Source organism: Mesorhizobium sp. (assembly GCF_004962245.1).
Taxonomy (GTDB): domain Bacteria; phylum Pseudomonadota; class Alphaproteobacteria; order Rhizobiales; family Rhizobiaceae; genus Mesorhizobium.
Window position 1 is genome coordinate 162,263 of sequence record NZ_SUHQ01000014.1, and the last position, 13,960, is coordinate 176,222.

A 13,960-nucleotide genomic window follows, 5' to 3' on the forward strand; every position below is an offset into this window, starting at 1 on the left:
CGCGAGCATGAAACAGTTCGCGTCGAGCACGGTCGTGAAAGTGCTGCCACATTTTCGTTGCACCGCGTTTCAGGAGAAGCGATCGCGTCTGGCGGCGTAGGCTGGCGCGCGGGCCGCATGGAGCTTGGCCGGCGGGACAAAGGTCGCGTTCGCATCGCTGGTGGAAGTACGTGCGCCAAGCGCGATCCAGGCGTGCAGATCGTCGATGTCGTAGAGGACACGGCCGCCGATCTTGCGGTATTTTGGGCCCGTGCCGTACGTCCGGTGCTTCTCGAGAGTACGGGCGCAAAGCCCGACAATCGGTGCTGCCTCCTTCGTGCGCAGGTATTTTTGGGGCGCGTCCGCGGGACCCTTCGACATCGCTCGATCTCCATTCGGTTTTGCTGTCGTCCTGGCCTGCCGGGACGCGCGAAACGGAGCATGGTCGAAATGAGGAAGAGCAAGGGAGGGCAAAGATCGGGGGGTGCGTTTTTGCTACCCCCGCGAAGAAGGCTTCAGCGATCGGGTTTTCTTCCGCGGCTGTGTGGATAGAAAAGAAGATCGCGATAGCCGCCGGCTACTAGGCGATCCGTTCGCCGCAGGATCGCACGGACCTTGTGCCTCAGATGATGATCGCGCCAATCCCGTGGCGCGATCGGATCTCGTGACATAAGCACCTCCGCGAGTTGACGATAGGTTGCGCCGGTGCGACGACCATCATGAGCGCGCAAATTGAGGATATGCCTGATCTTCGCCTGTTGTGGCAGTGCGCCATAGGCTGGAGCGGGCGGTCGACCGTTCAGTGCCCGCCAAAACCGGCGCGCTGCATCGAGCCGCGTCTCGAAGGCGACGTCGAGCGGCAGAACAACGGCATTGATACCCGATGAACTGTCAGCAACCAGCTGATGCCGTTGCGTCGAAACCGGCCAAAGAACCTGAAACTCGCCACTGTGCATCCAAACGCTGGCGCTACTGAGCCTGGAAGGATGCACACTCCGATGCGAAGGACCAATCGAGGCAGGCATCCGGATGGTTCGAAGCGCGCGCGGCGAGGCCTGTTCCGTCCAGACGATATTCTTGGCTGACGGAAGCTCATCAGTGGCAATTGTGAAATCGCGCCCCCCAACGGGCGGCGAAGTCGGGCGAACCGTAAAGGTCTCCGGTCTGTGCGCCTCGCGACGCAAGCTGGCTGCATTCGGCGACGAATTCGTCGTTCCGGATCAGATACTCGGCAGCGAAATCGGCGGCTTCATAGTCCGGCATGTGCGCATAGGCTGCCGGACCGGTCCAGTTAAACTGCAACGTTCCTCTCCGCATGCCCTCGTCTGGATGAGGGCTTCGCAATCAACATCCCCAGCGATACGGATGTTGGGTAGTTGGAGAGTCGGCAAACCGCTGTGCTAATTCAGCAAAGCGTAGCAAACCGCAAGCGGCGATCAGTGTGGCGCACCGCCAGATGGCACATAGTCGCCTTGCGAGGCGGGCGGAACCCAGTGGGGCCGGGCCATCTCCGGTTCAGCGCGATTGCGCAAACGCAGGTCACGCAGGAGCCGAGTGGTCGCCAAAAAAAAGCAGTAGCCCGCCCGGTAGTCCGGGCGGGCGAGGTGCTCAGGCGGCCTAGTCTCCGTTGCGGCGGCCGTTGGAGCGAGACCAGATGAGGATGTAGCCTTCGTCTTCCTCGTCATCGAACAGGTTGGCATAGATCGGAGCGGTGAAGCTCGGATCGTCCAGTTTCAAACCGAGATAGTCGCGGCCCTCGCTGGAGCGCTTGGACCAGGCAGCCCCGATTTCAACCCCCTCATACAAGACGCGGTGGCTGGGCGCGTTGTCGCCGGCGCGGTGCGCCGCCGGAACGATGCGGACGTTCTTGGCCTGTAGCGAAAGGGTAATGATGTCGCCGGTGAGCTCTTTCTTGCCAATCCTCTTGAAAGTGCCGATGGTCGCCATAGTCGTTCTCCTTGATCACTGTTTCCGAGCCCGCACCATTGCGGTCTCGATGGCGATCCACAGGCCGGAGGCGACCGCCGCCGCACCCGACTGCGGGCCGCAGCGAAGCGGAGGACGGCGCGGGAGCGACTTTGTTGTTCGCGAGGAATGGGCGCAGCCCAGGGGAAGAAAGTCGCGGTCGCGCTGTTGTGGCTTAGGCGGTCGAGGCGCGGCCGGCCTTCGGCCAGATCAGCCCATTGAGAGACCGTTTGGTCGACTTAGCGCAGATGGATCAACGGAGAACGTGGCGCATTCATCGCAGTTTCAATGTTCGTTGGCTGGGCAACCGGCGGCGATGTCTCCCGCGCGCCGACGTTCGGATATTCGGAAGCTGTGCCAACGGTGCACGCATGGCACCGATGCCTATCGCAGACGTTGGAGCAGGGCCTGCCACGCCGACCTGGTCCAAACGCTTCATCCTGGCGACCCCTTGATCTGACCGAGCTGCTCGCGTGCCAATGGTGCGTCAGCCAACGCCCGTGATGATCCAGCAGGAAGCCTTTTCGGCCGCTCCGGGGCCTCCATCACGGACGTGCCGGGTGCGAACGCCAAACGGGGGAGGCGACAGCCAGCTGCCGCGGCACAATGCGCCTTCACAGTGCCATAGATGCCTCGATGGCCGGAATTGTCGCCCAGGCGAGGACCGCTCAGCACTGTGTGGACGCCGGTGCTTTGGTGCGTGCTGACAAAAGAGGCATAGCGTCAGGATCGGCCATTGCGAGGTCAATCCGCAGCTCTACGGGATCGTGTCGAAGCAGGTTCGAACAGCAAAGTCCTAAATTGCCAAAGCTCCTCGTTCTTTGGAATCGCAAGCAATCCCACAAAGGCACCAGACTTTCGCCGGCCAATGCCGCACCGCGCAAAGCTATGGCAGTTCGGCGACGCTCACCCGCCGAACTGCCAGACCGGGATACCGAGCTTGCGGGCCTTGTCAGCAAGGTTGTGTTGGATGCCAGTGCCGGGGAACAGCATCACGCCGATTGGCATAACGTCGAGCATCTGGTCGTTGCGTTTGAAAGGGGCGGCACGGCCGTGTTTTGTCCAGTCGGGCGCAAAACCGATCTGTGGCACTTGGCGATGATCCGCCCAGCGGGAGGCGATCTTCTCGGCGCCCTTCGGCGACTTGCCGTGCATCAGCACCATGTCGGGGTGCTTGGCGTGAACCTGGTCGAGCTTGTTCCAAATCAGGCTGTGGTCGTTGAAGTCGAGCCCGCCGGTGAAGGCGATCTTCGGCCCTGGTGGTAGCAGGACCTGCGTTTCGGCGCGCTTCTTGGCGTGTAGGAAATCGCGGCTGTCGATCATCGCTGCCGTCAGGTTGCGATGGCTGACCATCGATCCCGAGCGCGGTCGCCAGCTCGTACCAACATGATGTTCGTAGAGATCGGCGGCATGGTCGCGCATCAGCTCGAAAACGTTACGGCGCTCGATCAGGGTCTGGCCCTCGGCCGTCAGGCGCTCCAGCTCGACCGATTTCACTTCGCTGCCGTCCTGTTCGCGCTGGCTGCGGCGCTGCCCCTGCTCGTTGTCGTCGAGCTCGTGTTCAATGCGGCCGGTGGCGCGGTGAAAGACATTGACGGCCGACCAGAGTAAATCATCGAGGTCGGGCTCGAGTCGGGTGTCGGAGAGTGCCACCACCAGCGCCTGGAAGACGTCGGTGATCGCGCCGGCGACGACATTGCCTTCCGGGAGTGGCCGAGGATCTGGTTCATCGCAAAACGGGCGGTAGCCATAGAGCTGGAGCTCGCTGAGGACATGGTCGATGGGGGATGAAGCGTGGGCGGGTTCGAAATCGGGATCGTGGTCGCGCATGGGATGCTCCTTCGCCGGATATGACCGCGACCTTCGCGGCCTTCTGGCGACGAAAGCCGGCGGGCGCGACGACCTGCACCCGCAGCGAAGCGCGGGCCGAAGCGGCAGCGGAGGATGACGCAGGCCGGCTATTTTGTTTCGCGCTGCAAAGCCCGAAGGGCGGCGGAAAATAGCCGGCCGCAGGCATTGCCGGTCGGAGCGCTTGCCGGCCGATCGCCCTCTCGAAGGCCAGGTCGCGTTCCTCGTCGGCGTCAGGGGGCGCCAAGCCTGCGAGCCATGTTGGTGCGATTTCGCCAATGCGATCGTGCCGCCTATGCCGAGTTTGACATGAAGCGGACGACCTCATCGGGCGCGACCTGCATCCGAATACCTGTCCGCAGAGCCTTGAAGCCGAAGCTGCGGAGATCATCGTTGAAGTCGCTGCGTTGGGGCGACAGCACGATCGCGTCAATGCCGACAGTGCGCGCCCGCGTGATGAGGGCGTTGCACGCCCAGCTGCCGGCCGGATCGTTGTCGCGGGCAATATATAGTCTGCGGAGCGTCGGCGGGAATATGACAGCAGCAAGATGGGCGGAGGAAAGTGCCGCCAGCATCGGCATGTCGGGGAGAACCGAACGGAGTGACAAGACGGTCTCGATTCCTTCGCCGGCCGCCACGACATCGTCACCTATGCCAAAGCGGACCGCATTGCCGAGCAGAGCGCCCATCGCGCGCCGCGGGGTGTCGATTGGTGCCTTGTCGCGGCGTCGGGTGTCGAGCCAGGTCCGGTGGGCTCCGGTGATCTGGCCGTCGAGGTCGGTGACAGCGGCAATCATCGCCGGCCAGGTGACGGTCGGACCGTGCTCGTCAGGCCGATAGTAGCAGCGGGGATGGAACCGCAGGCTCTCGGTTCCCCGCAAAGACGCAATGCCGCGCTCACGCAAATAAGCTTCCACGATCGTGCCCGAAATCGGCCTAGACATGGCAAAGAGACGGCGGGCCGCCTCCCTCGATCCTGTCGCTGCATGCCGCCACCCTTGGCGCGGCTGAGGCTTTGGCCCGGGTGACGGCATGTTGAGGAAGGCCCGCGCCTCATCGGCGATATCTTTGAAGTCGATCAAGCCGCAGCTCTCGCGGATGACGTCGAGAAGGTCACCGTGCTCACCGGTCGCGGCGTCAGTCCATTTGCCGGCTGCGCCTTTGCCGGATTCCGGCCCTGTTAGTCGGACGAACATGGAGCGGCCAGGCGTGTTGCGGGCATCGCCGACCAGCCAATAGCGGCCCTCGCGGTGCCCAGCTGAGAGATAGTAACGGCAGACCGCCTCGGCTTGGCGACCGAGACGCTGCGCAAGATCCGTTGCAGTTTTCATAGCAAACTCCTCAGATGAAAAAAGGACCCGCCGTTGCCGGCCGGTCCTCGTGTGGTCGTATTGCTCCGGCCGCCAATCGGCGGCGATCGCATGCGTGTCAATCTCGGCCGGCTCACCCTCCAGCTGCGGCTCGGTATCCGCCATAGCCGTTTCGCCGCCGACTTCCGCCGCTCTTTTCTCCTCACCGTCGCGAACCAGGCGTCCTTGGTCATTTCGGGGATCGCCAGACAGTGCGCAGCGGCATCGACAACCGCCCGAGCCGGCGGCTTCTCTCTCGGTTCCAACCCGTGACGAATCTGCGGCCCACCTCTCACTCATGGAGGCGAGCCGCAGAACCCGACACAGGAAAGACGTCGAACCGGATGCTGTGAATCCGGCTCAGACGGCGCGGTCGAGCAGCTTTTTCGCCTTAGCTTCGAGATCGAGCCGCGCGTCCTGATGTCTCTTGTCGCGCGCCACCGCGGTGATGCCTTGGACAAAGTCGAAAACGCTCTCGGGCTTGCGGCCTTCCTCGGCGAGCACCGTCTCGATGACCTTCGTGGCCTCGGCCTTGCTGAACCCGCGCTTGCGGAGGAAATCGGTACGGTCCTCGTCGGATCGCGCAACGATCTGCGCACGCGCCGCCTTGATGCCGTTGACGAAGGGCACTGGACTGGAATCGGCGAACCGCGCAAGCGCCGGCGCCGCCTCGTAAGCGAAACGTGAGGCGGCATATTTCGAATGCCGGATCGTGATTTCCTCGAAATCCTCCACGCCCCACAGGTTGCGGTTTTGGCAAACGGCGCGAAGATAGAACGAGGCCATGCCGAGCGTCTTGGCGCCCACCTCCGAATTCCAGCAGTAGAAGCCGCGGAAAAACAGATCAGGCGAGCCATCCGGCAGACGCCCCGCCTCGATCGGATTGAGGTCGTCAACCAGGAACAGGAAGACATCTCGGTCGCTGGCGTAGAGGGTGGTCGTGTCCTTCGTTACGCCGGCGCGCGGATTGTAGATGCTGCTTGACCAGTCCAGAACCCCAGGCACCTTCCAGCGCGTATCGCCGGTGCCATTGCCAGCGATACGCCGAACGGCGGCGACCAACTCGTGGTCGTAGATGCGCCCGTAATCCGGGCCCGTGACGGCGCGGAGTTCGACGCGCCCGTCATCGGTCTCGAGCGTCTTGACTTGCTCGGCCCGGTGCGAGGCCAGGCCGTATTGCAGGTTGATGCCCGCAAGCGGGGCGGGCAACTGACGAAGGTAGGCGGCCGGTGCGCCGATGAGATTCGCCAGCTGGCCAAAGCTCCAATGGGTCGGGGAGACCGGGTCGGCCGCTCCAGGGAGGATGAGCGACAAGCGTTCTGCGTTGTCGCGACTGACCTCGACGCGGACGGCCGCGCTGTCAACCGTTCGTGTCCGACTGCGTTGGCTGCGGCTCCTCACGGAATCGAATAGCTCCGACAAGCACAAGAAACGCTCGTCATCGGGCCTTGAAAACCATTCCGAGGACACGCGGCCGATCCGCTGGCCGCGACCGAAATCGACTTTGTAACCGCCGTTCGCGTCGCGAGTGGCGTCCAGAACTTCAACATTGCTCATGGCTGATCTCCAATGACGGACCGCCGAGAGCCTCTCTCTCGACCTTCAATCCGTCACGGCGACAGCCGCAGCTCTCTCACTCTATCTGGGTCGTGTGGAGCGCAACGTCCTTGCGCTGGAGAACACCCCACGTTGAATTTACCGGGCACGCAAATTGCTGAACCTGCATGGTCCAAGTGCATCGACGAGCCGAAGCCAGAACCGATGCTCGCGATGGGAACTGCGAACCTTCCGATTGGCAGGTCAAACGGACATCTTTGCCGCAGGATCTTCCAGTGCCACTTTTCATAGCGCGGTATTTGGACCTATCTCACGCAGCGGCGTTCACAACGGTGAGACAGAGGTGGAAACGTTGCGCTCAATCGCTACCGCGTCACGGGCCATCAATCACGATCTTGCCGTTGGCTGTGGCGACGTTTTCTATTTCGGGGAAGGCGATGCTCCCAACGCAGACGTGCGCTCAACGAGACCGCGCCCCGTCTGTTCTCTAGCGAACGATCGCCCTGTTGGCGATTGCCTGAGGGCTCCGCATTGAGAATCCCACAGCAGTTCGACAATGCCACACCTTTGCGCCTCGAGGTTGCTGCGCAAATTGCCTTTCCCGACCGCTCGATGGGCGCAGCCGGCTTGCGCAAGGAACGCGATGCCGGTCGACTTGAAACGGAGTTAATCGCCGGGAAGGAGTACGTCACCTTGGCGGCGATCGCGAGAATGAGGGAACTATGCCGAGGGCGTCGAAAGGGCCACGGCTTGTCTGGCGGGACGAAAGCTGGAAAACGGACGGCACGCGCCGAAATAGGGCCGGATGGTTCATCCGCGACGGGTCAACCTTCATCAGCGTTGGCGGCGGCGAAAGAAGCCGCCCAGGAATTGAGAACGAAGAAGCGCTAGCGGCCTACATCATCGACAAGTTTCAGCCAGCGCGCGAGCGCGGACGCGGTCCTGCGCGCCAGCGTGGACGCGATCCTGACGATGTCTTGATCGCCGAAGTCATCAATGTCTACCTGACCGACGTTGCGCCGGATCATGCCGCGCCAGAAGAGACGGCGGCTCGGCTGGACAAGATCCTCGATTTTTTCGGCGAAAAGACGCTCTCCGTCATCAATGGCAAGCTCTGCCGTGACTACGCCGCGTCCAGACCAACCGAAGCCGCCGCGCGCCGTCAACTCGAGGATCTTCGCGCCGCCATCAACTATTACTGGGAGGAGGGTTATGCGACCGCCGCCCCGACGATTCGCCTGCCGCGCAAGCCCGAACCGCGCGAGCGATGGCTGACGCGCAGTGAAGCGGCGGCCCTCATCTGGGCCGCGTGGCGCATGAAGCAGACATGGAAAGGCCAGGAGAGTGGCCGCCGTACCGGACGCCATCTCGCCCGATTCATGCTCGTCGCGCTCTACACGGGGACGCGCTCGGCCGCCGTCTGCGGCGCCGCCATCCGTCCTACCGAAGGGCATGGTTATGTGGATCTCGACCGTGGCATCTTTTATCGCCGCGCTGGTGGCGCCAAGAAGACCAAAAAGCGCCAGCCTCCCGCGCGCCTGACGCCCCGGCTGCTGGCGCATTTGCGCCGCTGGGCACGCACCGATCTAGATATCAGAACCAAGGGGCGGGGCAAGAGCGCCAACATCGGCCGCAAGATATCGCAGGATTTTGTGGTCGAGTGGAACGGAAAGCCGGTCCAATCGATCAAAAAGGGCTTTAGGAAGGTACGCAAAGCCGCCGGCCTCGGCCCCGACGTCACGCCGCATACCTTGCGCCACACCGCCGCGACCTGGCTGATGCAGGCTGGTACCGACGTGTGGGCGGCGGCCGGCTTTCTTGGCATGACCGTGGAAGTCTTGATCGACACTTATGGTCACCACCATCCCGATTTCCAGGCAGACGCGGCCGAGAAGATCGCGAAGAAACACGTCGCCGGCAAGGCTCCGAAACCGTCCTAGGGATGGGCAAAAACAAAGCTCGATCTCCGCATCCCCACAGTTTCCCCACAGAATGAAAAAAACGAAGGTGACAATTTCAAGCAAACGTGACGAAAGAGCCCGGGAATCCGGGCTTTTTCTCGCAATCCACATCGTTCGGGACGATGGGGTCGCAGGTTCAAATCCTGCCACTCCGCCGGGTCGCTCACGAAACATTCGAAGGAATGGAAGCGTGTCCACGAGGGGAGCATTAGGAACGATTCCTTGACTAATGATCGCCGTTAGTAAAGAATCCGTTCCCAGTGGAGTCGGCAGAGAACGCTGTCGTCCCTTCCGCTCCCCATACACAACGAGATCGTTCCCGGGACGAGCCGCAAAACAGATGCCGAAGCGTACCACAGGCCGATACGAAAGCGTGACCGCCGGCGGCGAGAAGGTTGATGCCTTCATTCCCTTCGATCTGCCGCCCACTCGTCCGGTCCTTGCCATCGATGGAAAGCTTGAGCGTCGCCTCCGTGAAGCCGAGCAGGCGCTCGTTCGTCTCGATCTGGCAGGCGAGATGGTGCCATCGTTCGATTGGTTCATCTACGCCTTCGTGCGCAAGGAGGCGGTGATCTCGTCGCAGATCGAGGGCACCCAGGCATCGCTCGTCGACCTTCTCACCTTCGAGGCCGAAGAGCAGCCTGCCCCCAATGCCGATATCGAAGAGGTCACAAACTACCTCCATGCGCTCGCCTATGCCCGCGGCCAACTCACATCCAAGCGTGGCCTTCCGCTCTCGATGCGCCTCTTGAATCAGGCGCACAAGCGGTTGATGCATGGCGTGCGGGGCTCGAACAAGCAACCTGGGGAAGTGCGCCGCAGTCAGAATTGGATCGGCGGAAGCCGGCCGGGGAATGCGGCCTACGTGCCGCCGGCGCCCGACAAGCTCCCCCAGCTCCTCAGCGAGTTCGAGAGATATATCCATGCCGACGATCCGCTGCCGACGCTCGTGCGTATGGGGCTCCTGCATGTGCAGTTCGAAACCATTCATCCCTATCTCGACGGCAACGGTCGGATCGGGCGACTGCTGATCGCGCTACTGCTGGAGCACTGGGGGCTGTTGAAAGCTCCGCTCCTTTATCTCAGCCTATTTTTCAAACGCCACCGGGAAGAATATTATCGGCGGCTCAACCTCGTGCGGCTGGAAGGAGACTGGGAGGGCTGGACCGACTTCTTTCTCGACGGGGTTGCCACGATCGCGGATGAAGCGGTCGCCTCGGCGCGCGAATTGTTCAACCTCGTCAGCGCGGACCGGGCGCGGCTTCTTGGCGCCGAGTCCGCCTCCGTCTCGGCGCTCAGACTGTTCGAGCAGCTTCCCCGCCATCCGATCGTGACGGTGGCCTCGGCCATGAAGCTGATCGATGCGAGCAAGCCGACCGCAACCCGCGCGATCGAAGCGCTGGCCGAAGTCGGCATCCTCGTGGAAACGACAGGAAAGAAACGCGACCGCAGCTTTGCCTATCGCGCCTATATGGAGCGCCTGCGGGCGGGAACGGATTTGAACAGCAGCGGCTGAAGAGGCAGCGCCGATGACCGCCGACATCCTGGCCTTGTGCTTGCGCGAATTGGCCGATCGTAGGGCGCTTGGACTGGCGGACGGGCAACAAGCCGCCGGATTTCATCTAGGCGGCGAGTCGCCCGTCTAAAAGATGTCTGATGCGGAGCCCTTCGTCGATGGCTGGCGGCTTGCGGGCATGCCAGACTAGACGGCATGGCAAACAGGCCCGTTTCCTAAGTTGATGATCCGGCAACAGCAACAATTCCATGAATCGCCGATCTCGTATCAGCCGTTCTGAAGCTCAGCGAGTTCGATCGTGACTCGTAGCACGGCGAGCTCAGGTCTCTTTGGCCTGGAGCCCACCATTGAGACAATTCCCGCCCGCTCAAGGGCAGCCAAGGAGCGGGATACGTTCGGCTGCGGGCGCGATGCCAACCGGCACAGTTCCGTGATGCTTTGCGGACGGTGCCGATGAATCAGCGCCACCAGCCGACAATTTTCAGGAGTCAACGCCCGCAGGATCTCTTCCGGCGAATACGACTGAGCCATTGGTTCAAGAACCGCCAGATGCTGCGCCTCCTGAGCCGCCGCCGTCATCATTATCGTGCGTGTTTTCCTCGGTAAGAGTTCTCTCCAAGGAAACAATGGCCTCGACGAAAGACGGAAGTGCCTCTTTAACCCTTTCGAGGTTTTCGTGCACCCTATCTGTTTTCAGGTCAAAACCGTAGCGATGCCGCACCAGGTGACGGAAGCCCTTCAACTCACCCAAGGACTGATAAAGCTCGGGATCGAGCACAGCTGGGCGGATGCCTGCAATTTCCGCCGACATCTGATCGAGCACGTCCTGGTGCGCCGTAGGCCCTTGAGGAACCAGGCCGTCTATATCGTTGGCTAAGCTGAGCAGGATGTCCTCGATGCCGTTATAGACATTGTGAATTCCCAGCGAAACAGCCGCCACCGCTCCCCATTCGCCGAGTGACATCTCACTCCCATGAGCCAACAGATATTCCTCGATCTGCTGCAGTTCCTTCGCAGCGCGGTCGATTTTTGGCGACAGTTTCGCAAATGCCGGATGCTTAAACGCAGTCATTGAGCAATTCCTGCACTCGTTCGGCCGATATGTCTGAGGCAAAGATCAGATCGTAGGGAATGTTCGTTCCCCGAAGCTGGTCTGCGACCAAGCGCTCGACCATGGCCCGACGTGCAGGATCAGTGCTTCCGTGAATTAGCAAATCTACGTCCGAGTGGACGCGGAAACTACTTCTCGCGAGAGATCCGACAACGGAGATATCGACACCGCGGGCTTTGGCGTTCAGGAGAATGCGCGCTACACAAGCCTGCGCGGTCTTACGGCGATCGTTAGCCCTTCGATGGATCAAAGTGTCGATCTTGTTCATCTTTTCGCCCGTGGCCTTTGGTCCAAACGTGCCCTGTGGGTGGATTGTCACAACTCCGCAAGCATTCGCGTCCATCATATAAATATATCAATTCATGATATATATTCAAGCGATTTGCCCGGTGAGGGGCATCCTTCCGACCGGAACTTAGCGCATGTCTTTTTTCGTCCGCAATGGAACGCAATGGCTGCGGGACGTCCCACCGCTTTGATTGTTGTGATCGAAGCTTGCATCGCATTCAACAAGTCTCTCCAGGTCTGGCTACGCCTCGCCGCTCTGACCAGTCCTTTTCCCTTGCACATGTGCAAAACGGACACTCTTTATCCGCTCCCGATTGTTTGGCCGGGGAGAAGAGAATTGCCGGCGACCAAAATCCTGTGGGGTCAGGTCCTGACTGTCATTTTGATAGTGCTCGTCACCACATGGTGCGCGACACAATGGACGGCATGGCGGCTCGGCTTCCAGTCGCAGCTCGGTTCGCCTTGGTTCGAATTTGCCGGCCAATCGGTCTATCCACCCCCCGCATTCTTCTGGTGGTGGTTTTTCTATGACGCCTATGCGCCGGAGGTTTTCATCGAGGGGGCACTGTTTGCCGCAAGTGGCAGCTTCATCGCGATCGCAGTTGCGATTTGGATGTCGGTATGGCGGGCGCGGGAAGCAAAAAACACCGCCACCTACGGTTCGGCGCGCTGGGCGACGCGCAGCGAAATCAAAGCCGAAGGCATGGTCGGTCCCGATGGCGTGGTGCTCGGCAAGTTGCAGGGCGACTATCTTCGACACGACGGTCCCGAACACGTCCTGTGCTTCGCGCCAACCAGGAGCGGCAAGGGCGTTGGGCTCGTTATTCCCACGCTGCTGACGTGGCCGGCATCGGCGATCGTCCATGACATCAAGGGCGAAAACTGGGAGCTGACGGCCGGATGGCGAGCCCGCTTTGGCCGCGTGCTGCTGTTCGACCCGACCAATACGACGTCGGCGGCCTACAATCCATTGCTGGAAGTGCGGCGAGGCGAATGGGAAGTACGCGACGTCCAGAATGTCGCCGACGTGCTCGTCGATCCCGAAGGCTCATTGGAACGGCGCAACCACTGGGAAAAAACCAGCCACGCGCTGCTCGTCGGCGCCATCCTGCATGTCCTCTATGCCGAGCAGGACAAGACGCTTGCTGGCGTGGCAAACCTTCTCTCCGATCCACAGCGGCCTATCGAAAAGACATTGCGCACCATGATGCTGACGAACCACCTAGGTGAGGGCGGTCCGCATCCGGTTGTGGCATCGGCCGCACGGGAACTGCTCAACAAGTCCGAAAACGAGCGCTCCGGGGTGCTGTCGACAGCCATGAGTTTTTTGGGACTCTACCGCGACCCTGTGGTCGCGAGGGTGACCTCTCGTTGCGATTGGCGGATCGCCGATCTTGTCGAAGGCGAGCGGCCGACGACGCTGTACCTGGTCGTCCCGCCATCGGATATTAGCCGTACCAAACCGCTCATCCGCCTGGTGCTTAACCAGATCGGCCGCAGGCTGACCGAGGATCTCCATGCCAGGGATCGGCGACAACGACTGTTGATGATGCTCGACGAGTTCCCGGCCCTCGGTCGGCTCGATTTCTTCGAATCAGCTCTCGCCTTCATGGCTGGCTACGGCATGAGGGCCTTTCTGGTTGCGCAGTCGCTAAACCAGATCGAAAAGGCCTACGGTCTCAACAACTCCATCCTCGACAACTGCCACGTGCGTGTCAGCTTCGCCACCAATGACGAGCGCACCGCCAAGCGCGTCTCCGATTCACTGGGCTTGGCGACCGAGCTGCGCGCCATGAAGAACTATGCCGGGCACAGACTTTCCCCCTGGCTCGGACATCTCATGGTGTCGCGGCAGGAGACGGCGCGTGCTCTGATGACGCCGGGCGAGATCATGCAACTGCCACCGACCGACGCCATCGTCATGGTGTCTGGTCTGTTTCCGATCCGGGCCAAGAAGGCGCGCTATTTTGCCGATCCGCGACTTGCCGAACGCGTCTTGCCGCCGCCCCAGCCCGACAAATCCGACGCAACATTGCGCCGCGACGACTGGACCGACTTAACAACTCCCCCGGTCCCGGGAGACGTTGCTCCGCAATCGAACCCTCGAATGGAACCGCAGGACGAGGACCCGGCAAATGGCGGCATCCGCCGCCAGCCCGAACTCTCCGAACACGAGGACATCGCGACCGAGCGAACCGCGCAGCGCAATGACGAGTTCGACCTCGATCGGGACGAGCCCGACTACGATGCCTCCCGACGACGTTCAGTCGATCTGGCAATGCAGCGCGCCGCACGGCAGGCCAGCCTCGATCGCAATGACGGCATGGAGCTTTGAGCCGTGAAGAGCCAGAAGAAAAAGCGGCTCTCGGCCTATCTCGATCCTGAC

At 61.5% G+C, this 13,960-nt stretch carries 14 protein-coding genes; 4 read left to right on the forward strand and 10 right to left on the reverse strand.

The window, feature by feature from the left end:
* Positions 1 to 69 precede the first annotated feature (69 nt).
* The 6 genes from E5X88_RS16885 to E5X88_RS16910 form a co-directional block, all read right to left on the reverse strand.
* Positions 70 to 360, reverse strand: coding sequence for a helix-turn-helix domain-containing protein (locus E5X88_RS16885; RefSeq protein WP_292163233.1), 291 nt, complete (start codon positions 358 to 360; stop codon positions 70 to 72).
* 134 nt (positions 361 to 494) lie between these two features.
* Entirely contained in the window at positions 495 to 935 is a 441-nt protein-coding gene (locus E5X88_RS16890) for a DUF2285 domain-containing protein (RefSeq protein ID WP_292163236.1), read from the reverse strand.
* 139 nt (positions 936 to 1,074) lie between these two features.
* On the reverse strand, positions 1,075 to 1,281 hold the full coding sequence (locus tag E5X88_RS16895) for a DUF6499 domain-containing protein (RefSeq protein ID WP_292163239.1): 207 nt from the start codon (positions 1,279 to 1,281) through the stop codon (positions 1,075 to 1,077).
* Between the two features lie 315 nt (positions 1,282 to 1,596).
* Positions 1,597 to 1,926, reverse strand: a complete 330-nt coding sequence (locus E5X88_RS16900) for a DUF736 domain-containing protein (RefSeq protein ID WP_292163241.1) — start codon at positions 1,924 to 1,926, stop codon at positions 1,597 to 1,599.
* 924 nt (positions 1,927 to 2,850) lie between these two features.
* The gene (locus E5X88_RS16905) at positions 2,851 to 3,774 is read right to left on the reverse strand and encodes a DUF2493 domain-containing protein (protein ID WP_292163244.1); all 924 of its coding nucleotides are present in this window, start codon (positions 3,772 to 3,774) and stop codon (positions 2,851 to 2,853) included.
* Between the two features lie 311 nt (positions 3,775 to 4,085).
* Positions 4,086 to 5,123 (reverse strand): toprim domain-containing protein, encoded by a 1,038-nt coding sequence (locus E5X88_RS16910; RefSeq protein WP_292163247.1) that lies wholly within the window; start codon positions 5,121 to 5,123, stop codon positions 4,086 to 4,088.
* Between the two features lie 90 nt (positions 5,124 to 5,213).
* On the opposite strand from E5X88_RS16910, the gene E5X88_RS16915 reads away from it, so the two are divergent.
* Positions 5,214 to 5,414 (forward strand): hypothetical protein, encoded by a 201-nt coding sequence (locus E5X88_RS16915; RefSeq protein WP_292163249.1) that lies wholly within the window; start codon positions 5,214 to 5,216, stop codon positions 5,412 to 5,414.
* A gap of 87 nt (positions 5,415 to 5,501) precedes the next feature.
* Here the strand turns inward: E5X88_RS16915 and E5X88_RS16920 are convergent, their stop codons facing one another.
* Positions 5,502 to 6,698, reverse strand: a complete 1,197-nt coding sequence (locus E5X88_RS16920; RefSeq protein ID WP_292163252.1) for a DUF932 domain-containing protein — start codon at positions 6,696 to 6,698, stop codon at positions 5,502 to 5,504.
* Positions 6,699 to 7,420: 722 nt separating this feature from the next.
* Between E5X88_RS16920 and E5X88_RS16925 the strand changes: the two genes are divergently transcribed.
* Together E5X88_RS16925 and E5X88_RS16930 are read left to right on the forward strand one after the other, a co-directional pair.
* The gene (locus E5X88_RS16925; RefSeq protein WP_292163255.1) at positions 7,421 to 8,638 is read left to right on the forward strand and encodes a site-specific integrase; all 1,218 of its coding nucleotides are present in this window, start codon (positions 7,421 to 7,423) and stop codon (positions 8,636 to 8,638) included.
* Positions 8,639 to 8,999: 361 nt separating this feature from the next.
* Complete coding sequence (locus E5X88_RS16930; RefSeq protein ID WP_292163312.1) at positions 9,000 to 10,175, forward strand: Fic family protein; 1,176 nt, start codon at positions 9,000 to 9,002, stop codon at positions 10,173 to 10,175.
* A 267-nt stretch (positions 10,176 to 10,442) separates the two neighbouring features.
* Here E5X88_RS16930 and E5X88_RS16935 read toward each other — a convergent pair whose 3' ends face one another.
* From E5X88_RS16935 to E5X88_RS16945, 3 genes are read right to left on the reverse strand one after another with little or no spacing between them, the layout of a single operon-like run.
* Complete coding sequence (locus E5X88_RS16935; protein WP_292163258.1) at positions 10,443 to 10,757, reverse strand: helix-turn-helix domain-containing protein; 315 nt, start codon at positions 10,755 to 10,757, stop codon at positions 10,443 to 10,445.
* Positions 10,711 to 11,247, reverse strand: a complete 537-nt coding sequence (locus E5X88_RS16940) for a hypothetical protein (protein ID WP_292163261.1) — start codon at positions 11,245 to 11,247, stop codon at positions 10,711 to 10,713. Before E5X88_RS16940 ends, E5X88_RS16935 begins: the two co-directional genes overlap by 47 nt.
* Positions 11,234 to 11,632 (reverse strand): nucleotidyltransferase domain-containing protein, encoded by a 399-nt coding sequence (locus tag E5X88_RS16945; protein ID WP_366929947.1) that lies wholly within the window; start codon positions 11,630 to 11,632, stop codon positions 11,234 to 11,236. The genes E5X88_RS16940 and E5X88_RS16945 overlap by 14 nt, the downstream gene beginning before the upstream one ends.
* Before the next feature lie 279 nt (positions 11,633 to 11,911).
* Here E5X88_RS16945 and E5X88_RS16950 point away from each other — a divergent pair, with 279 nt between their 5' ends.
* Positions 11,912 to 13,909, forward strand: a complete 1,998-nt coding sequence (locus E5X88_RS16950; RefSeq protein ID WP_292163266.1) for a conjugal transfer protein TraG — start codon at positions 11,912 to 11,914, stop codon at positions 13,907 to 13,909.
* Positions 13,910 to 13,960: the final 51 nt, after the last annotated feature.